Origin of the sequence: Acinetobacter sp. UNC436CL71CviS28 (assembly GCF_000620525.1) — a bacterium.
Lineage (GTDB): Bacteria > Pseudomonadota > Gammaproteobacteria > Pseudomonadales > Moraxellaceae > Acinetobacter > Acinetobacter radioresistens.
Genome location: NZ_JIBB01000001.1, coordinates 107,522 through 127,491, shown reverse-complemented (window position 1 = coordinate 127,491; position 19,970 = coordinate 107,522). Strand labels below are relative to the sequence as shown.

At 41.3% G+C, this 19,970-nt stretch carries 21 protein-coding genes; 13 read left to right on the top strand and 8 right to left on the bottom strand.

Features of this window, described 5'->3' with window-relative positions; translation table 11 throughout:
* Positions 1-102: 102 nt before the first annotated feature.
* The 5 genes from N518_RS0100715 to gmk form a co-directional block, all read right to left on the bottom strand.
* Positions 103-297: a bacterioferritin-associated ferredoxin gene (locus N518_RS0100715; protein WP_005024269.1), complete on the bottom strand. Its 195-nt coding sequence runs from the start codon at positions 295-297 to the stop codon at positions 103-105.
* A gap of 222 nt (positions 298-519) precedes the next feature.
* Complete coding sequence (locus tag N518_RS0100710; RefSeq protein ID WP_026443888.1) at positions 520-903, bottom strand: RidA family protein; 384 nt, start codon at positions 901-903, stop codon at positions 520-522.
* An 88-nt stretch (positions 904-991) separates the two neighbouring features.
* Positions 992-3,091, bottom strand: a complete 2,100-nt coding sequence (locus N518_RS0100705) for a RelA/SpoT family protein (RefSeq protein ID WP_017400860.1) — start codon at positions 3,089-3,091, stop codon at positions 992-994.
* 204 nt (positions 3,092-3,295) lie between these two features.
* Positions 3,296-3,577, bottom strand: coding sequence for a DNA-directed RNA polymerase subunit omega (gene rpoZ / locus N518_RS0100700; RefSeq protein ID WP_005024277.1), 282 nt, complete (start codon positions 3,575-3,577; stop codon positions 3,296-3,298).
* Between the two features lie 76 nt (positions 3,578-3,653).
* Positions 3,654-4,277 (bottom strand): guanylate kinase, encoded by a 624-nt coding sequence (gene gmk, locus N518_RS0100695; RefSeq protein ID WP_005018152.1) that lies wholly within the window; start codon positions 4,275-4,277, stop codon positions 3,654-3,656.
* Between the two features lie 133 nt (positions 4,278-4,410).
* Between gmk and ispH the strand changes: the two genes are divergently transcribed.
* The 12 genes from ispH (at position 4,411) to rplS (ending at position 15,321) form a co-directional block, all read left to right on the top strand.
* Positions 4,411-5,361: a 4-hydroxy-3-methylbut-2-enyl diphosphate reductase gene (ispH, locus tag N518_RS0100690; protein ID WP_005018168.1), complete on the top strand. Its 951-nt coding sequence runs from the start codon at positions 4,411-4,413 to the stop codon at positions 5,359-5,361.
* A gap of 152 nt (positions 5,362-5,513) precedes the next feature.
* Positions 5,514-5,972 (top strand): GspH/FimT family pseudopilin, encoded by a 459-nt coding sequence (locus tag N518_RS0100685; RefSeq protein WP_026443887.1) that lies wholly within the window; start codon positions 5,514-5,516, stop codon positions 5,970-5,972.
* Positions 5,969-6,466, top strand: a complete 498-nt coding sequence (pilV, locus tag N518_RS0100680) for a type IV pilus modification protein PilV (RefSeq protein WP_034593473.1) — start codon at positions 5,969-5,971, stop codon at positions 6,464-6,466. The genes N518_RS0100685 and pilV overlap by 4 nt, the downstream gene beginning before the upstream one ends.
* Before the next feature lie 2 nt (positions 6,467-6,468).
* A complete protein-coding gene (locus N518_RS0100675) occupies positions 6,469-7,461 on the top strand; it encodes a PilW family protein (RefSeq protein ID WP_026443885.1) in 993 nt (330 codons plus the stop codon).
* Positions 7,458-8,228, top strand: a complete 771-nt coding sequence (locus N518_RS0100670) for a PilX N-terminal domain-containing pilus assembly protein (protein ID WP_026443884.1) — start codon at positions 7,458-7,460, stop codon at positions 8,226-8,228. Before N518_RS0100675 ends, N518_RS0100670 begins: the two co-directional genes overlap by 4 nt.
* Before the next feature lie 12 nt (positions 8,229-8,240).
* Positions 8,241-12,068: a pilus assembly protein gene (locus tag N518_RS0100665; protein ID WP_026443883.1), complete on the top strand. Its 3,828-nt coding sequence runs from the start codon at positions 8,241-8,243 to the stop codon at positions 12,066-12,068.
* 10 nt (positions 12,069-12,078) lie between these two features.
* Positions 12,079-12,564, top strand: coding sequence for a type IV pilin protein (locus tag N518_RS0100660; protein ID WP_026443882.1), 486 nt, complete (start codon positions 12,079-12,081; stop codon positions 12,562-12,564).
* A complete protein-coding gene (locus tag N518_RS0100655) occupies positions 12,558-13,019 on the top strand; it encodes a type IV pilin protein (protein ID WP_026443881.1) in 462 nt (153 codons plus the stop codon). The genes N518_RS0100660 and N518_RS0100655 overlap by 7 nt, the downstream gene beginning before the upstream one ends.
* A 143-nt stretch (positions 13,020-13,162) precedes the next feature.
* Positions 13,163-13,420: a 30S ribosomal protein S16 gene (rpsP, locus tag N518_RS0100650; RefSeq protein WP_004281198.1), complete on the top strand. Its 258-nt coding sequence runs from the start codon at positions 13,163-13,165 to the stop codon at positions 13,418-13,420.
* Positions 13,421-13,450: 30 nt separating this feature from the next.
* Positions 13,451-13,999, top strand: coding sequence for a ribosome maturation factor RimM (gene rimM, locus N518_RS0100645; protein ID WP_026443880.1), 549 nt, complete (start codon positions 13,451-13,453; stop codon positions 13,997-13,999).
* A 26-nt stretch (positions 14,000-14,025) separates the two neighbouring features.
* Positions 14,026-14,775, top strand: a complete 750-nt coding sequence (gene trmD, locus N518_RS0100640) for a tRNA (guanosine(37)-N1)-methyltransferase TrmD (protein ID WP_026443879.1) — start codon at positions 14,026-14,028, stop codon at positions 14,773-14,775.
* A gap of 171 nt (positions 14,776-14,946) precedes the next feature.
* On the top strand, positions 14,947-15,321 hold the full coding sequence (gene rplS, locus N518_RS0100635) for a 50S ribosomal protein L19 (RefSeq protein WP_005024307.1): 375 nt from the start codon (positions 14,947-14,949) through the stop codon (positions 15,319-15,321).
* Between the two features lie 59 nt (positions 15,322-15,380).
* Here the strand turns inward: rplS and N518_RS0100630 are convergent, their stop codons facing one another.
* The 3 genes from N518_RS0100630 to N518_RS0100620 all read right to left on the bottom strand — a co-directional run bounded on the left by N518_RS0100630 (position 15,381) and on the right by N518_RS0100620 (position 18,897).
* Entirely contained in the window at positions 15,381-16,352 is a 972-nt protein-coding gene (locus N518_RS0100630) for a lipase family alpha/beta hydrolase (protein ID WP_026443878.1), read from the bottom strand.
* Between the two features lie 101 nt (positions 16,353-16,453).
* Positions 16,454-17,440 carry an esterase/lipase family protein gene (locus N518_RS0100625; protein WP_026443877.1) on the bottom strand — a complete coding sequence of 329 codons (987 nt, stop codon included), beginning with the start codon at positions 17,438-17,440 and terminating at the stop codon, positions 16,454-16,456.
* A gap of 428 nt (positions 17,441-17,868) precedes the next feature.
* Complete coding sequence (locus N518_RS0100620) at positions 17,869-18,897, bottom strand: lipase secretion chaperone (protein WP_026443876.1); 1,029 nt, start codon at positions 18,895-18,897, stop codon at positions 17,869-17,871.
* A gap of 149 nt (positions 18,898-19,046) precedes the next feature.
* Here N518_RS0100620 and truB point away from each other — a divergent pair, with 149 nt between their 5' ends.
* Positions 19,047-19,952, top strand: a complete 906-nt coding sequence (truB, locus tag N518_RS0100615; protein ID WP_026056638.1) for a tRNA pseudouridine(55) synthase TruB — start codon at positions 19,047-19,049, stop codon at positions 19,950-19,952.
* Positions 19,953-19,970: the final 18 nt, after the last annotated feature.

Here is a 19,970-nt window from a genome sequence, read left to right as displayed (position 1 = left end):
GAGAGAGTTCTTGCATACATCTTTTAATTCTCTTCACAAGAAACTTGAAGCTGAACCTTAATTTATGCAAGAAGAATCTTTATTGTCATTATATTTCGGGACTTAAGCTGCTACAGAAATACGTGCTGCAATTTTGGACAGTTCATCACTAATAATACTACGTGCTTCTGGAGCACAGCGACCACAGCAGGTTCCTAGGTCAAGTAAATCACGAATTTCACGATAGCTTTCTGCACCATTGGCAACAGCATCTTTGATATCTTGATCAGTAATTCCACGGCACAGGCAAACGTACATATCGGCGCTAACCACAGTAATATAAACGGGATAAGTGATATTATTGATAATTATTATCGTTTGTCAATGAAATTCATTTAAAAAGGCTATTTTTTTAATTGGCTTTTTGAATAAAGAAATATCACCTGAGCGGAAATCTGGGTATTACATAGATTGCCGCACAAAGTGATTCATGATTTAGATTTGATTATTTAAGATTAAAGATCTGATAAATTTTATAAATTATTGATTAATAATAACGATACCGTCCATCTCAACCAAAGCCCCTTTAGGTAGGCTTGCTACACCTAAAGCAGCACGCGCCGGATAGGGCTGAGCAAAATATTCACCCATAATCTGGTTAACCAGCTGAAAATGGGAAAGATCAGTCAGGTAAATATTGAGTTTGACAATATCAGCCAATGTGCCGCCAGCAGCTTCACACACAGCTTTTAAATTATCAAAGACCCGGCGAACCTGTGCTTTGATGCCATCGACCAGCTCCATACTGTAAGGGTCTAAACCAATCTGACCAGACAGGTAAAGTGTTTCACCAACCAAAATAGCCTGAGAGTAGGTACCAATAGCAGCTGGAGCATTTTCAGTATGAATCACTTGGCGGGACATCGATTTCTCCTTGATTTTTAACCTGTCTGATCATAAACCATGCCAGGCAGTGACAAAAGTACTAATCGATATAACTGATCAACTTGATTTAACTGGCATTGTGGACCAAAGCAACTGGCATAGACAAACGGCTAATACGTGGAAAACCAAAATGCATGCGTAAATCGCGAATGATTTGGGCAATCTGACGACGGTTATTGACTACGATGTTGACATAAGTCCGGTCATCCTGCGATTGAACCATTTCCACTCCGGTCTTGGCTTTACGACATTGATAGATCAAGTCAGAAATCTGCTCGTCATCCATTGCCATGTCGATACACAGATAAGCAGTGAAACTGACTTCTTCCTCACTTTCTGAATTCCAATGTAGCGGCATGATTGTTTCTGGATGCAGATGCTGTTCATGCATTAAATTATTACAACGGGCTCGATGTACAATTAAGCCACGGCGTGACAGATGGCCCTGAATCGGATCACCCAAGACCGGGTTGCAACAGTGCGCATATTTCACATCTACGCCATCTGTGCCCTGAATCAGGCGTTGTGAATTATATTCTTCATCAGCCTGTTCCTGAGCATAAAGATGATTAGCAACCAGTTGTGGTAGCAGATCGCCTACAGCGATTTGTTCAAACAGGCTTTCTTTATGTTCAATATGGCGCCATTGCAAAAGATCAACCCAATCAGCATCAGACAAATCTTTTATTGAGCGGTTGAACATTTTCAGTGCCCGATTCAAAGCTTGCTGGCCCACTAAACGCTGCTCATCAACATCCTGATCTTTTAAAATATTCTGTAAGGCACGACGTGCTTTTTGTGTGTTGATAAAGCTAAGCCAGTCTGGATTTGGAGTTGCCAATACATCTGTAATAATCTCAACCACCTGTCCACTGACCAGAGGGGTAGAAAGCGGCCGTATTTCTCCATTGATTTTGGCACCAACGGCATGGTTACCTAAAAACAGGCTGGCTGCATAGGCAAAATCAACCACGGTAGCACCTTGAGGAAGTTCATGCAGATGACCGTGTGGGGTATAAACCCAGATTTTTTCCTGATGCAGATAATCCAGCAAATCATTAAAAGTAGTTTTGGCACATTCGCCATCAATCAGCGTATTCAGATTTTGCATAGAAGCCTGAATAGCCGAGCGGCAAGCTTGTGGTGCACTTTCACCTAATACCACACCAAAGCGCGCGGCCTTACGCATCAATTCAGTCTGAATAGTTAAAGACAAGGTAGTCTGTTCGCCCTTAAGTTTCATCAGAAGCGATTGATTACCACCGGGCAGGGGACGACGGATATGGTCTTCAAACTGTAAAACCTGAAAATTCTGCTCTAAAGCCTCAACCAGGCGATCACAGTCAGCAATACTTTGCAAAATAATCTCGAATGCATGGCTATGGGTTAGCTCTTGCAGATTCATCTCATTTTTAACAAAATGTCGTAATAGTTCAATGTTGTTATCTTTCTTCTTAATTCGCCCTTCAAGATGATAAGCTTTTAACAGCTCTCCAAGCTTCTGTTCCCATATTGCCTGAAACTGGCAACGTTTTGGCTTGGTCTGTTTGAGTGCTTCCTGAACATTATCAAACATATCAAGATCAAGATTCTGATAACATAAATGCTCGAGGTTATCAGCCATCTCGTTCATACCCACAATACGCGCCATAGGTACAAATATATCAAAGGTTTCCTGAGCAATACGCGCACGCTTATCAGGGCGTAAGGCATCCAGTGTAGTCATATTATGGTAGCGGTCAGCCAGTTTAATAATAATGACACGCGGGTCTTGTAAAGTTGCCTGCAAAATTTTGCGGAAAGACGCAGCCTTATTATATTGTTTGTCACTGGAATGCGTTAGCTTGGTAACACCATCTACTAGCTCGGCAACTACAGGACCAAATTTTTCTTTAATATCTTCTTTCGAAAAATCGGTATCTTCTACCACATCGTGCATCAAGGCAGCCATCAGTGTTTCACTGTCAAGACGCATATGCGCCAGAATACAGGTCACAGCAATCGGATGCAGTATATAAGGCTCGCCACTTTTACGGGTAATGCCGGTGTGTGCAAGATCAGCAAAATCACAGGCCGCAAGTACACGCTCGACGTCGTCTGGACTTAAATACGCATCGATAATCATTTTGAGCTGTAATCTGGCTTGGCTGACCTCTTCGCCTGGCATAAATCACCCTTTACTGATAGTTTTCAGTTAAATTTAACAATCTTCTAATGAAAATCATATTGCTTCACTTGTCAATTTTTTACAGGCAAAAAATAGCAATTTTTTTCAATCAGACCTATTGTTTTTGCCGATTTTTAAAACATTCAATTCCCTTGGAATAAAAAGGCCTAGTATTGAACTAGGCCTTTTTAGAGAAGCTTGGTCTTATTGAAAAGAGAAACCTTCAAGATTCAGATTATTCGCAGACAGGGCCAAGTCAAGGCTAGAAGTCTGGTAATCCTGATCACGCTGTTTCAGGATGTCTTTAGAAACGTGACCAGCTGCAATTTCACGTAAAGCAACTACAGTCGGTTTGTCATTGTCCCATTCAACAGTAGGCTCAATGCCTTGTCGTGCAAGTTGACGCGCGCGCTTGCTTGCCACTAGTACAAGCTCAAAGCGGTTGTCTACATGGTCTAAACAATCTTCAACGGTTACGCGTGCCATAAGAGTTCTCGTTTATTTCAATATAAAATCTGGGCTAGACTGCACAGTATAAAATGCTTTTAGGCTTGACTCAAGTTTATTCACTTACCGGGCTGATGAGTTTTTCGATCAGGCCTTGATGACGATTAGCTTGCTGGACCATGGTAAGGCGGTTAGCATTGATTACAGACTCAAGATCGTGCAAGGCTTTATTGAAATCATCATTAATAATTAAATAATCAAAATTGACATACTGCTGCATGTCTTCAACTGCACAGCTCAGGCGGTGTTCAATTACCTCAACACTGTCAGTACCGCGGTTAGATAAACGCTGACGCAAGTCAAACTGACTTGGCGGTAGAATAAAAATCTGTCTGGAATCAGGAAAAATCTTGCGAACCTGCTCGGCACCTTGCCAGTCAATCTCAAGTAAAACATCATGTCCTTTAGCCAGCTGTTCTTTTACAGTGGCCTGTGATGTCCCATAATAATTACCAAAAACTTCTGCATATTCTACAAAACCGCCCTCTTCAACTTGGGCCAGAAATTCTTCTTTACTGGTAAAATGATAGTGTACACCGTTCAGCTCGCCGGGACGCTGACCACGAGTCGTATGGGAAACAGATACATGCAAATTGCTGACACGTTCAAGAAGGGCTTTAACAAGAGATGTTTTGCCTGTTCCTGACGCAGCAGAAACGACAAACAATAGACCCGACATGATATTTTTCCTGATATGATAAAATATCTTCTCTATTTTAGAGCAGAGCGCGCCTAAACTAAATAGTTGAGCTGAAATAGTTGGCGGGTTCTGACAAAAATATTCAGCCGTTTAAGTGAACATTGAGGATCTTATGGAAATTGTATTGGCCAATCCACGCGGGTTCTGTGCAGGTGTAGACCGAGCCATTGCGATCGTCAACCGTGCACTTGAATGCTTTAACCCGCCCATTTATGTTCGTCACGAGGTGGTACATAACAAATTTGTAGTAGATGATCTGCGGCAGCGTGGCGCCATCTTTGTTGATGAACTGGATGAAGTACCAGACGATAATATTGTTATTTTTAGTGCTCATGGAGTTTCCAAGGCAGTCCAGCTAGAAGCTGAACGTCGTGGTCTGAAAGTATTTGATGCAACTTGCCCCTTGGTGACTAAAGTTCATATTGAGGTAACCAAGTATGCACGTGAAGGTATAGAAGCAATTCTGATCGGGCATCAAGGTCATCCGGAAGTTGAGGGAACCATGGGGCAGTACGATAAAAGCCAAGGTGGCGATATTTATCTGGTTGAAGATGAACAGGATGTTGAGGCCTTAATTGTGCGTAATCCTGAAAAAGTTGCTTTTGTTACCCAGACGACCTTATCTATTGATGATACGGCTAAAGTAATTGATGCATTGCGTAAGAAATTTCCTCATATTCAGGGACCACGCAAAGATGATATTTGTTATGCCACACAGAACCGCCAAGATGCAGTGCGTGATCTCTCGAAGCAATGTGATGTTGTACTAGTAGTGGGTTCCCCCAATTCTTCTAATTCTAACCGATTACGTGAATTGGCAGAACGTATGGGTAAGACAGCCTATTTGGTAGATAATGCTGATCAGCTGGAACATGGCTGGTTTAGACAAACTACCAAAATTGGTGTAACCGCTGGAGCATCTGCGCCAGAAATTTTAATCAAACAGGTAATTCAGCGCCTGCAGGATTGGGGAGCCCAAGCACCTCAGGAACTTTCAGGCTGCGAAGAAAATATTACTTTTAGCCTGCCTAAAGAATTGAGAATTCCTGTAACGCAGGCTTAAATATAAATTTTTATTAGCTTTTAGATTTTTAAAACAGATAGTTGTTAAATAACGGTTATCTGTTTTTTTATACCCTTTATCTGTTCTGTATATGTTCTGTTAATGTAAACTGTATTATTTAAGACATGTCAAAATTTTGACAGGAGGCGATCATGCAACTCAAGCGCGGTTTTACGTTGGTTGAATTGATGGTCACTATTGTGGTAGTTGCTATTATTACAACTATAGCTATCCCTTCCTTTCAAAATATGATTTTAAGACAAAATTTAAATAAGAGCACACGAGAGCTGGTGTCAGTATTAAATAATGCACGTGCTCAGGCTGCCTTACAGCGTAGAGATGTAGAAGTAGTTCTGGAAACTGAAATTAATAATGCCGGTGTGGCACCAGATACATCAGTCTTATTTCACTGGATGCCCTCTGGACAGGCTGTTTTGAAAGCAGGCTCTCCAACAACTATTACTTTCCAATTAAATGGTTTAGTTAAAGACTCGGCAGGAAATACAAGTTTTGTAATCTGTGATCAGATAAATAATGCCAAACTGTCAAGAACAGTAAGCATTTCCAAAATGGGGGTTATCCAACAGCCGGTAGAAGGGAACTGTTCATGAATAATTATCAAAAAGGGATTGGTCTAGTTGAAATTATGGTGGCATTACTGATTTTGGCTATTGGAATTTTGGGTTTTATTGCTCTGCAATACAGAGCGCTAGAAGCTACTTCAGAAGGTTCATATAGAATTCAGGCTATCAATTTGGCTCGAGATCTGGCTGAAAGAATACGAATAAACCGTGATGCTTTTTCAACCTATCAACAACAGGTTCAGCTTCCATTAAATCAAAAAGCCTTTAAAACAAACTGTTTTTCTAACAACTGTTCAGCTGTAGATTTGGCAGATTTTGATGTTGCTCAGGTGGCTAATCGGGCAGCTTCATTTGGTATGACCATTAATATTATGAACTGTCAGGGAAATAATAATAATCGTAATTGCATTTATGTTGCATGGGGTGATTCTAGTGCAACTGATGGGACCGGAACAGGTGATTGTACAAATGGTACGGCCTATAACCCGGCATCGACCTGCATTATTATGGAGGCATATTAGAAATGTTGAAATATAGGGCAGGTTTCACCTTAATTGAACTGATGATTGCTTTAGCATTAGGGCTTGTCATTACAGCTGCTGCGATTATGCTGTTTATTACAGGTCAAAGAAGTTATTCGATGCAGCAAGGCGTAGCGGATCTACAAGATAATGCAAATTTTGGTTTAAATTATATTGTCAGAGATATTCGGTTGGCGAATTTAAATAGCACACGGGCTGATATAAATGACCAGGTCTCTTTTGGAGGAATTGTTTTAACATCTGCTATTAATGCGCAAAAAGATGCCTCTGTACCTCCGTTACCTTTAAGTAATCTCTCCAGCACTATTACAGGCAATACCGCCGCAGTCTCTCTACTTTCTAGAAGTAGCGGGACTGGAATGTCGGCGGGAACAGCACCAGCATGGACAGGTATATCTAATGTTAATGAGGCAGGTATAGCATTATTAAGTGATCAGTTAGTCATTCAGTATAGACCAGTGGAAATAGGTGGCTTTGATTGTGAAGGACAGGAAATCACCTCTACAGATATATATATTGTCCAGCGCTACTTCTTGAGGGCCGACACTAATGTATCAGCAAATGAGCCTAACCAAGCTCTAGCATTAGCTTGTGATGCTGGTTTTTACCCGGTTACAGGTAGTCCTACTGCTATTACCAATTATGGTGATGCAGGGGAAATTATTATGAAACGTGTAGATTATTTCAGAGTTCTACTTGGTATACAAAATGGGGATAACTACCGCTATATCTCTATTGCAGACTATATGGCAATGGCTTCACCCCGACCTCGTATTTTATCTCTCCAGCTTGGAATTTTGACCCGTTCAAGTCAATCCACCGGAACAAATGGTAATGCTGGAAATAACACAACATTTACCGTATTAGATAAGAATATAGTCGTGAAATCATCTACAACCACTAATAATTATATACGGCAGGTTGTATCTCAAACAGTTGCGTTAAGAAACGGTTTTGGAGAGCGTGGCCTATGAGAGCTCGGCAGAGAGGTGCAACTTTAATCGTTGTACTTGTTTTACTTGTTGCTATCACGATTATAGGTACATTGGCCATACGCCAAAGTATGGTTGCACTCAATATTGCAACTAATGGACAGGCCCAGCAGCTTTTAATGCAAAACTCGGATTCTGTATTTTTCAATACTGAGGATGCAAATAACCTTATTCAAAGTCTTGGTACAAATGGAATGTTCGGGTATATCAGTAATGATATTAATAAAGATGTAGAACTGGTTTTTTGTTACCGTGGAGACCAAGCCAGTTTCTTTGATCTTAATCGGGCTAGCCTAATCGAATGGGAACGTGGCAAAACTGCGCCTACAAATAATAAATTAGGTCTGGACGGTTATTGTGATGTATCTGCTACCGATACAAACTTTTTTACCAGTGGACGGCGGGCGGTCATAACCCAAGTTGCGGTTAAGTTTCCATCCTCCAGTAGTTCAGAAATTTTAAGTGACCTGCCGGAAGGGGGAGACCCTGAGCTTAATAAAACGCAAAAGATAAAAAGAGTAAGTATTTATGCAGTGTCGCTTATGCCCACTCTCTCTACACGGACTGATGCTGAAATAAATACCTGTTTAAACTCTAGAATGAATCAGGTCACAATACCAAATGATATAGCAGCAAGCATTCCCGCAAATGCTGTAGTAAGGCAGAGCGTAACTTCTTGTTTATCTAGTATAAATGTACCATTTACCACACTTGTCACTGATTACACGATTGAGCAGAGCTTTAAATAATTGGGGATTGATATGAAATTGACTAAAAAGTTTAAGCAAATAAAAGAATATCATGAACAAGTTATTGCAATAGTTATAGCAATATTGTCTACCACTTTAGTAGCCAGCAGTGTAACTCGTGCCAGTGATATTGACATCTATCAGCAAGCAAGGTCGGGTGATATCACTCTTATGCTGATGTTAGATATTTCAGGAAGTATGGATACGCGTTCAATAAGTGAAGACTACGGCATTAGCAATTCATGCGGTACGGATACTGCCCCAGGCGGTTATTCTCGTAGCTATTGTTCGATTAGTGCCAATAGTGCCTCAGCATTAGTAAAAGATCCGGATGCTGGCTGTACCTTAATTGGCTCTACTTACCGTTGTTATGATCGAATTTCAAGATTAAAAGATGGTGTTTTTGATTTATTACAGGGTAATGCATCAAAAGGAATTGTCCGGCTCGGTGATGAAAAAATTATTGGCCTGTCAACTTTAGGAGTCTATACCAATACTTATTATAATACTGGACGCATACTAGTACCTGCTCGTGCTTTAGGTACACTGGTCGGAAGCCAGACACAACGAGATACTTTGTTAAGCTACGTCCGTGGGCTCAGTGCCTCAACTAATACCCCCACTGCTCGTTCATATGCAGAAACAGTATCTTATTTAATGGGAACTACTACTGCTTCCAGACAGCTTCGTGTTTCTAATATGCCTTACTTTAGAACTTATACTTATTTAGAACTCACTTGGGGCGGATATGTACAAAGAGTACAAAACCAAAAATGTAATCTATGGAATTCTACATATACCAGTTGTGCAAGTAATGGATGGGTAGATACAAATGAGACTATTCCTGTAGGGAGTGCAGTTACTGCTTTAAATTGTACTTTTAGCGCAAATGGGAATTTCAGGACTGGTATTTGTTATAATTATACAGGTATAGTTAGTGCATCAAACAGTAATAGCGGCTTTAGCTATTCACTTGATCCAACTAAAAATAATGAAAAAACTTTATATATTTCTCCCTCATCATTAACTCAGACAGAAGAAATCAAGCAATGTAGCGGACAGGGTGTATATGTATTAACAGATGGTGAACCAACCCAAGATACGGGTTCATTACCTTTAATGCAGGCAGCATTAGGTTCAAAGGGACAAAGTTTTAGTTGTGATGACAGTGGCAGTTGGGACTGTTTAAATAAGCTCGCATTAACCTTATTAAACCCTGACAGTAACCCTGCAAATCTGAAATTTAAAACAGCTGTAGTCGGTTTTGGTAAGAGTTTTAACGATGTACCTTCTTATAGTAAAAACCTAACTCAGGAAGAAAATATTGCGAATTTGGGAACTATTAATACTAATGTAAAAAGAGCTGCATATTGGGGGATTATTGGTGAAGGCGGCTGGTACTCTGGTTCAAGTTCGCAAGACGTCGTAAATAGTGTGAATGCATTTATTAATAGTTTATCAACAGATATTCCAGCTGTTACTACTGGCTCACCAACTATTCCAAGAGACGCTCTTAACCCTTCTCAGTTACAAAATTATGCTTACTATCCTCAGTTTCAGCCAACACCTGATAAAAGTTATCAGCTTTGGGCAGGTAATTTAAAGAAATATAAAGTTGATTCAACCGGTAAACTGGTGGATAAAAATGGTAATCCGATTGTTAATGAGCTAGGCCGTATTATAGACAATTATGATTTATGGGCACCTGGCGTAAATGAAGGTCTAAAAGATGCAGACGAAACTACTTATGGAAGTAGAAAATTTGCACTGATGGGTGGTGTTAAGTCTCAGCTTTTATTAAAAGCCACTACAGCAAATACGGCTAACCGTAAATTACTTACTAATCGTATTGCTACGGGTACAGGAACTTCTGCTACATTTACAGGTAGCAATACCAGTTTAAGAGCGGTAGACTTAAATTATTTGACTGATACTACGTATAGAAATGACCCAAACCGAGGCTATTTAATCTCTCTGTTAGGATACGCAGTAGATGCAACCCAGCCGAATACTATTACCAGTACAACTTTAGCAAATGCAGATGAACTTCGTCAGGTAGGCGCAGTAATGCATTCTTCTCCATTATTGATTACTAATAAAGGTAAACTGACATATACCAATAATACTCTAGGTTCAACCAATCGAGAGGACTATGTATTATTCGGTACTACCCAAGGCTTACTTCATGTAGTAGATGCTACTACAGGAAAAGAAAAATTTGCTTTTGTGCCTAACGAAATGGTGGAAAATCAAAAAGAAGCTTTTCTTAAAAACACTACAACTAATGGTACTACCAATAAACTATTTTACGGAATTGATGGACCATGGACTGCTTATACTGAATATGTTCCTGACTCATCTGGTAACTTGACAGTAAATACCGGAAAGGCTTCTCAACAGGGTAAACAGTATGTATATGGTGGCTTACGTATGGGAGGTAGAAGCTACTATGCTTTAGATCTTCGAGATATTAATAATCCTAAGCTTCAATTTCATATTGATCCTGCCACTCAGAAGGTCTATTACAACGGCAGTAGTACTACATTTAGCCAACTGGGTTTTATGGGGCAAAGCTGGTCAAAACCAGCAGTGACTTGGGTGAACTGGGGCGGTACACGCAAGATGGTCATGTTTGTAGGTGGGGGGTATGATGCTGGTGGTGTAGATGGAGATGCACGTGATTCGAATGGTGTAAAAGGTATTTATAGTGGTTTTGAAAGCGATACTTATAACCAGTCGAATAGCCGTGGTGCTGGTGTTTATATGTTTGATGCGATCAATGGAAATTTATTGTGGTGGGCCAGCAAAAATGCTACTCAAAGTAGTGCTACCACCACAAGTGGAGTTATTGGATTAAGAGATGATAACCTCAAATATAGTGTTGTTAGCGAAATTAGAACGATAGACCGTGATGCTGATGGTTTAGCCGATCATTTGTATTTTGGTGATTTGGGAGGCCAGGTATTCCGTATTGATATCAATAATCAAGCTAGTACAATCGGTTCTTTTGCAAAAACTCCTAGACGATTACTAAACCTTAATGCAGCAGAGAAAAGTCCCCGTTTTTATGACCCTCCAGCCTTCTCTGTATATAATTATAATGGTACAAAATTTGCTGTGATTTCAATTGGTAGTGGAAACCGTAGTCAGCCTCTGAAAGACTATACCGTAGGCAGTTCAGGTTATGATTATGATGCAATTTATAATATTTATGATAAGGATGTAGGCCGAAAAGATTTGTATTCCACAAATACTTTTAATACAGAAAATATTACGACTGTACCAACAGTAACAAATAGTTTAAAAGAAATTACTGATGCAACGCGCAACAATAATACAACATTGGTGGCGCCTTATAGCACAAAAGGCTGGTTCTATCGCTTTAAATCACAGAAATTGCAAAGTGAAAAAGTTATGGGGACGCCTGTAGCAATGAACTATAAGCTTTATGTCTCTACCTTTGATAGTAGTAAAGATGGTTTATCTGGTGACTGTGGCGCAGGCGTAAAAGGAGAAAGCTTTATTAGTGGCTTTTGTTTACCTTATGGCCAGTGTGCTATGGAAACTGTGAATAGATGGAATTTAGGTGCGGGAATCCAGACAGTTACGATTGGTGATCAATGTGTAGGAGCCAGCTGTGGTAGCACGGGCGGAGGTGTAGACGGAGGTGGTCCTGGCGGAGGCGGCGGTGGAAGCGGTGGAGGCGGAAATAATAATCCTGCTAAAAACTCCTGTATTGCTACAGGTGGCCGTATACTTATATTACCAAGTGGAAATGGGCCTGAAGAAGAAACTCAAATCTGTCTGGTACCGCAGCGCTGGTATGAAAAATTTAGATAGAGAATAAGTGATGCAGAAGAAATCCTTGAGGTTTATAAAAGGTTTTACACTTGTTGAGCTTATGGTTGTAGTTGCAATTGTGGCAATCTTCGCAGCAGTTGCTCTACCAAGTTATCAAGAGTATACACGTCGCGCTGTCGCATCTCAGGCCCAACAGGAAATACAACGTCTTGTCACCCAGCTGGAAAGAAATAGAGCCAGAAACTTTAATTATAAAGGTTTTTCTACTACGCCAGATCCTGTGGTTATACCAGTCGGTGCCACAGATGCTGCTATAAAGTATACTATTACAGTCCGTGATGGAGCAGACCCTTCTTTGGCTCTTACTAATATTGGAGCAGCTGGCCAGAGCTGGGCTATACGTGCAGTATCAAATGACAGTAAAAACTATAATTTTTTGCAAACAAGCACCGGGTTGAAATGTAAAAATAAAGCAGCAAATTTAGTCACTTTTACTACATGTGGAACAGAAGTAACAGGAAGTGAAGCATGGTAAATAAAATAAAAGGCTTTTCTCTTATTGAGCTTATGATCGTGGTAGCTATAATAGCGATCTTGGCCGCTATAGCTTATCCCTCATACCAAGAGTATATAAGAAAAACTAAAAGGGTTGAAACTCAAAGCGAAATGTTGGCGATAGGGAATTTATTACAGCGCTATAAAATTGCTAACTTTACTTTTTTAAAATCAGATGGTACGCCTATTTCTCTAGCAGACTTAGGTCGAAGCTCAGTAAGTCCTGAACAAGGGCAAGCTCTTTATAATCTGGCTTTATCAAATGTAACAGCGGGGACATGGACCTTAACAGCTATTCCTATAAGCGATGCCACCCAGTTTGGTGATGGTCACTTGGTTCTAAATCATCGCGGAGAAAAATGCTGGACTAAAGGAAGTGACAAAGGAGGAAGTGCTTGTGTTCCTTCTATTACTTCCAACTGGGACGGCCGCTAACTTAAATTCAAAATTGCGGATAAATACTTTTTAATCTTTCATTCAGGGTAAACTTCGCGTAAAATATTGCCCTCTATGAAAGGGGTTTGAGCTGTATCGATGGTCGGTACAAGGATAATCCGTAAAAACTATAAGGTTCTATCATGGTTGTTATTCGTCTTGCACGCGGTGGTGCTAAAAAACGTCCGTTCTATCAAATCATTGTGACTGATAGCCGTAATGCACGTGACGGTCGTTTCATCGAACGTATCGGTTTCTTCAACCCTACAGCTCAAGGTAAAGCAGAAAAACTTCGTTTAGATGCTGACCGTTTCGCTCACTGGGTTTCTCAAGGTGCTCAACCTTCTGATCGTGTTGCTTCTTTAGCTGCTCAAGCTAAGAAAGCTGCAGTTGCTGCATAATTTTTATATAAATTAGGTAGTAGCTTGCCCATGACACCAACACAGAATGTTCCCGAAGATCGTATTCAGATTGGACAGTTGCGTTCAGCATATGGATTAAATGGGTGGCTCTGGGTCTATTCCAATACAGAACCTATGAGCAACATATTTGACTATCTGCCTTGGTACATTGAGACCAAAGCAGGTTGGCAAATTGTCGATGTAAAACGTTGGAAACCACATGGCAAAGGCCTGGTTGTCAGCTTAAAAGGTGTGAGCGATCGCACCGCAGCAGACGGTCTGGTTGGCGCAAATATCTGGATTTCAAAATCGCAACTGCCTCAAGCGGGGGTGGATGAGTATTACTGGTCTGATTTAAAAGGTCTAACCGTGTTAGGTCTGGATGATGAGGAACAGGAAGTCAATCTTGGTCAAATCCACGAACTGTTTGAAACAGGCGCTAATGATGTGATGGTGGTTCGCGCAACTGCTGACAGCATTGATGGCGAAGAGCGTATGATTCCATGGCATAAAGATGTGGTACAACGCGTTGATCTCGAAACAGGTCGTATTTACGTCAATTGGGGCGTAGATTACTAATATTTTTGGAAATACGGGAGTCTGCGATGTTTTTTGCAGTCATTACGCTTTTTCCTGAAATGTTTGAAGCGATTACACGTTTCGGTATTAGCGGGCGCGCAGCACAACGTGAGCTGATGCAAATTCATTGTATCAATCCTCGCGATTATGCTGAGGGTAACTACAAACGGGTGGATGAACGTCCATTTGGTGGTGGCCCCGGTATGGTAATGATGGCTGAACCATTAGCGAAAGCAATTCATCGTGCCAAAGAGCTTGCAGTGCAAGCGGGTGCAGTTCATGTTCCAGTGGTGTATATGTCACCGCAAGGAAAAACCTTAAATGAACCTGCGGTACAGGACTTCGTTAAATATGACGGACTGATTGTACTGTGTGGTCGTTATGAAGGTGTCGATGAACGTTTGATCCAGAAATATGTTGATCAGGAATGGTCGATTGGAGATTACGTCTTATCGGGTGGTGAACTGCCGGCGATGGTTTTATTAGACAGTATTATCCGGAGGCTTCCGGGTGCGATGTCTGATGAGCAATCTCATGTGCAAGATTCTTTTGTGGATGGTCTGTTAGACTGCCCGCAATATACCAAGCCAGACCATTTTGAGGGAATGCATGTTCCAGAGATTTTAAAATCGGGACATCATGCCAATATTGAAAAATGGCGGTTTTTGCAGCGATATCAGCGCACTTTGGAACGCCGACCTGAGTTGGTAGAAAAAGTTGAACTGACCAAGCAGCAAAAGAAATGGTTAAAGGATTTAAAAGGTGGCAACAACTAATCCTGTTGTCCAAATCTGTATTTAAGCAATGTTGTTTAAATATTTAAAATAGGCTCTTTATGCATTGAAGCGGTCAAGCATAAAGGGAAAGTCAATCGGGTCTATGCGATTCAGCCTCTATACCCAGCGATGATCAGACCTCTTCTGACTCGCACATATTGGAGATACCCCATGAGCGGTAAGCATCCTTTAGTACAAGCTGTAGAAAATGCTCAGCTTAAACAAGACATCCCGGCTTTTGCACCAGGTGACACGGTAGTTGTCCAGGTAAAAGTAAAAGAGGGCGACCGTGAACGTCTACAGGCATTCGAAGGCGTAGTAATTGCTAAGAAAAACCGTGGTCTGAACTCTGCGTTCACAGTACGTAAAATTTCTAGCGGTGTTGGTGTTGAGCGTGTATTCCAAACTCACTCTCCAATCGTTGCTCGTATTGATGTGAAACGTCGCGGTGCTGTACGTCGTGCTAAACTTTACTACCTGCGCGATCTGTCTGGTAAAGCTGCACGTATCCGTGAAAAACTTCCAGCTCGTAAAACTGAAGCTTAATCAGTTTTATACAGCTAAAAAATGCGCCTTCTGGCGCATTTTTTATAATTAATAATATATTATAATCCCTGAAGTTTTAGGCGATTGGCATGCTGCCGGTAAACATCTACAGGGTCAGGTGCAAATACATCTCTTAAACCTAAAACCTGATTCACTTCATCTAAATGATTCCAGTGATAGTTATCACGGATTGTTTTACCAAAACGGGCGCTACAGCGTGAAACCAGCCCATCATTATCTTTACCCTGGTCAATCAGTAGACTGGTGGCCTTTAATGCCGAGTCTGGATCAAGGGCATTAGTAATAGCTCCTACGCCGGTAAATGAATAAAAATAGATTCCTTGTTGCTGATACGGACCTTCACCACAGCCCGTGGTAGGCATACCAAGTGGAAATTTGCTGTTAAATTGAGCTGAGCCTTTCAGGCTTAAGCTGTTGCCACCTGCCAAGGCATCATGTGGATAACTATTTGGATCAAGTCCTTGAGCCCAGGTAATCATTTTTGAAACCAGATTGACTACGCCCACCAAGGGTGCCTCTACGACTGTACCTTCAGCCTTTAAAATCAGGTCAGCTACCGGTGAACCTTTATTAGGTGCCCCGACTGCTGTCAATGAAGCCACACGTTCAGGTAAAACTCCGGCAACATAACGGATGGTAGGACCACCATGAGAGTGTCCGACCAAATTCACCTTTTGTGCGCCTGTCAGGGCTAGAATTTCTTCGACCTGCTGCGCAAGCTGCTCTCCTCGTACTTCAGTAGAGTTTAAAGGTGATACCCGGGTTGCCCACGTATTTGCTCCATTACGTGCCAGATCTGGCAAAATCTGATAAAAATAGTCGAGACCGAACTGGTCTGTACCAATACTGATAAAACCTGCCATACCATGATTGAATACGATTGGATATTTAGTTTTAGCATAGTTTGAAACGATCAGTCTGGTCGTAGCCTGTTCAGCGCTGGTTGCCGCTTGTGCTGTTAAAGCTACTGAGGCAAAAAATATAGCAAGAATGAATTGTCCGTATTTCATAATAATCCTCAATTTTTTTATTTTGATACTGATTTGATTCTTAATGGGTCATCCATCTGATGATGTAACTGACCAGAGAGAAAGTGCTGTTCAGTCAGCTTTTATAAGCCCTCAAGTTTTAAGCGATTGGCATGTTGACGAAATAGCGCTACCGGGTCAGGAGCAAAGCGGCCTGTTAAGCCAAACATCATATTGGCAAGGTCTGTATGATTCAGGTTGTAGTTATCCCGAACCACAAGGCCAATATGGGTGCTACAGCGTGCAACCATTCCGTCATTGTCTTTGTTGCCATAGGACACTGGTCCTAATTGCATCAGGATGCTGTCAATATCCAGTAAATTAGTTGTTTGTGCTGTACCGGTCCAGGAATAGTAATGAATTCCTCGATCTACTTTAGTACCTTGCCGGTTACAGTCAGAGGCCAAGGCAGAGGTTGGGAAGCGCCGGTTGAAATCGGCCGATCCTGTTTCAGTAAGGGATTTCATTGAGCCATCAAAATCAATGGGCAAGTCAAACTGCAACTGTGCCAATGAAATCAGAGGCGCGATTAGATAGTCACCGACAATATTAAATACGGTCCGGGTTGCTGTATTATTCTGGATATCATCTGCTACCTTTGAACCACGAAATGTTCCACCTACGCCAGTAACCGAGGCAACATATTGTGGTTTGATGGCGGCTACATAACGTGCCGTAGGTCCGCCATGCGAGTGACCAATCAGATTGACTTTATGCTGGCCAGTAATGGCCAATACATCTTCGACCTGACTCAGCAGCTGTTCGCCACGTATTTCAGTAGTGTTGGCCGGCGAGAGTTGAGCGGCAAATACAGTTGAGCCATTACGCGCCATATCTGGCAGAATCTGATACCAGTAATCAATATTAAAGCTTGAGTTGCCAATTCTAGACCAGCCTAACCAGCCATGAGTCATCACAATTGGATATCTGGTCTTGGCATAATCTGATAATGCTTTTTCCTGAACCTGTAATATCGCAGGTTTGGTATGCGCTATTGTGGTCAGGGACGTGATGCTGGCTAATAGCATAGCAGCACTGAGTATTTTTATTTTTTTACTCGTATAATCCATAATCTATCCTTAATTTTGTTTCTTTTTTTATTTATGACTTAGCAACACCTGTTTTAGTTTTTCCTCCCTGATGTGATGAAATAATAAAGTCCAATTTAGATATAGTTATGTACCTCCCTGATGAACTGGTTTTTTTATTTTTCAGTTATCTCATGCAAATAAGCAGAATATTTAAAGTGCCGAGTAATTACTGATCTTCTTTAAATGGCTGTTAAATCAATATACATTTTCTGGAATTTTAGGATAAGGGTTTTGGTTAATTTTTGTACTCTGATATTTATGCCTGAACATTGTATTTGGTGTATTGCACATAAAAATTTTCCTGTTTATAAAGTGCTGGACTAAATTGCTCAAGTCACTGTTTACCTTGTTCATCAAGCAGAACTGTTGTTGAGCTATACTGATAGATGAGTAATCCATACATTAGATTAGTTGGCAAAAGGCAGCTTGCCACCCTGGTCATGTACAGTTTCAAAGGTTTCAACCCGTAACTGCTCTTGTGCATTATTAAAATATTGCTGGCGTAGCTGCTGTATTGCCTGGTCTTTCGCTGCCTCGCTCATCCCGCCTGTCTTAATATGATGGCGTGCGCTCAGATACTGGTTCACCCGGCTTTTCCAGTCGTCACGTTCAGTGTCCAGTCTTTCCAGACGTTGGGTTGCCTCTGGTCCCACCAGATTTAGCCGCATCTGGCGTATCTCATCATTTGAACCACCGCGTGCCTGAATATCTGCGGTAAGTTTTCTTAAATCTTCGAGTTTATTAAGCTGCTCAAGATTATCCTGCCAGTCTTGTGGAAGCTGTTTGAACAGTTCTTTAAGTTTCTGTGCTTTCTCACTTTCAGACAGATTTTTATCATCCAGAATGTCCATGCGGTCCAGTGTATATTGATGATAAATATTTTCGGTTCCAAACAGACCTTCTATTTCATAAGCCGAGAAAAACTGCTGACGCAGATTTTTCATCTTGTTAAAAATAGCGCGATAGTATTGTGTGCTGTCTCTGTCGGTACTTGAAGCCTGCAAGTCACCTAGAGCAATACGGTAGTCAATATAACGGTTCCACAGGCCCAGAATCTGTGACTGTGCGGGGTCTTTATGAACTGTCTGAATATAGGACTTAAAATCGAGCTTGATCTGCTCAATATTTTTCTCACCATATTGTGTAATAAAATATTCAAAACAGTTACGGGTCTGTTCATTAATGATGAGGCGATTAGAAGAATCTAGCCGGAGCTGGCAGTTTATTTCAGTATCCTTCTGGCTTGGACTCAGGTAGGGAATACCTGCTTTAACCTGCGCTTGAGTTAGTACGGTTTGTTGGGGTAACAGCCCAGAAGCCGCTGCTGGTCCAACCGGCTGTTTTATGGTTTTATCCTGAGGCATAAGCCAGAAAATCAGGCCTGCTACACAAATGATAACAATAGATAAAACCATCCATATTTTATATTTCTGCATTCCTATGCACCTGTAATGCCGTTCTATTTATTTTAATTTTTAGAATCGGGTTCAATATGCCATAAAATTTTCTGGAACCTATAGAAAAGTTGTAAAAGGTGGGAACAGATTGATAACATGACGGCACTTACTCTAATCTGATTTTTCTCATGAAACGATCCTCATCCAAGATTCAGCGCCGCCCGGTTAACGGGGTTTTTTTATTGAATAAACCGCTGGGGATCAGTTCAAATGCAGCACTGCAAAAAGTACGTTGGCTGTATCGTGCTGAAAAAGCCGGGCACACTGGTGCACTCGACCCTTTGGCTTCAGGCCTGTTACCCATTTGTCTGGGTGAAGCCACCAAATTTTCGCATTACCTGCTTGATTCAACCAAACGTTATCAGACCACTATACAGCTTGGGCACAGTACGACTACTGGTGATGTCGAAGGTGAAATACTTTTACAGGCCGAGATACCCGAACTGGACGAAGAGAGAATCCGGCAGGTACTGGCCCAGTTTAAGGGTAATATCGAGCAGGTGCCGCCGATGTATTCGGCTTTAAAAAAAGAGGGTCGTCCCTTATATGAGCTGGCACGTAAAGGTATTGAAATTGAACGTGAAGCACGGCCAGTGAGTATTTATGCGATTGAATTACTGTCATTTACGGCGCAGAGTATTACGCTGGATATAACCTGCTCTAAAGGAACTTATATTCGTGTACTAGGGGAAGATATTGCTCAGGCGCTCGGGAGTTATGGCCATCTGACTTATCTGCACCGTATAAAAACAGGGCCTTTCGACCTGATTCCCAGCTATACCATCGAATATTTGGAAAGTCTGAATGAAGCTGAACGTGAGGCACTATTATTACCAGTTTATGCGCCGGTTGACCATTTTCCTAAAATACAGGTACCAGAAGGACGAAGCGAGTATTTTAGCCGGGGTATGGAAAGTAATATCGAGCATATAGCAGAGACCCAAGTGCTGGTATTTGACGGTGAAAAATGTCTGGGTCTGGCAGAAATTACTGATAAGAAACGGCTAGTACCAAAAAGGGTGCTGAATCTCTGATTTACTGCAATATTAAAC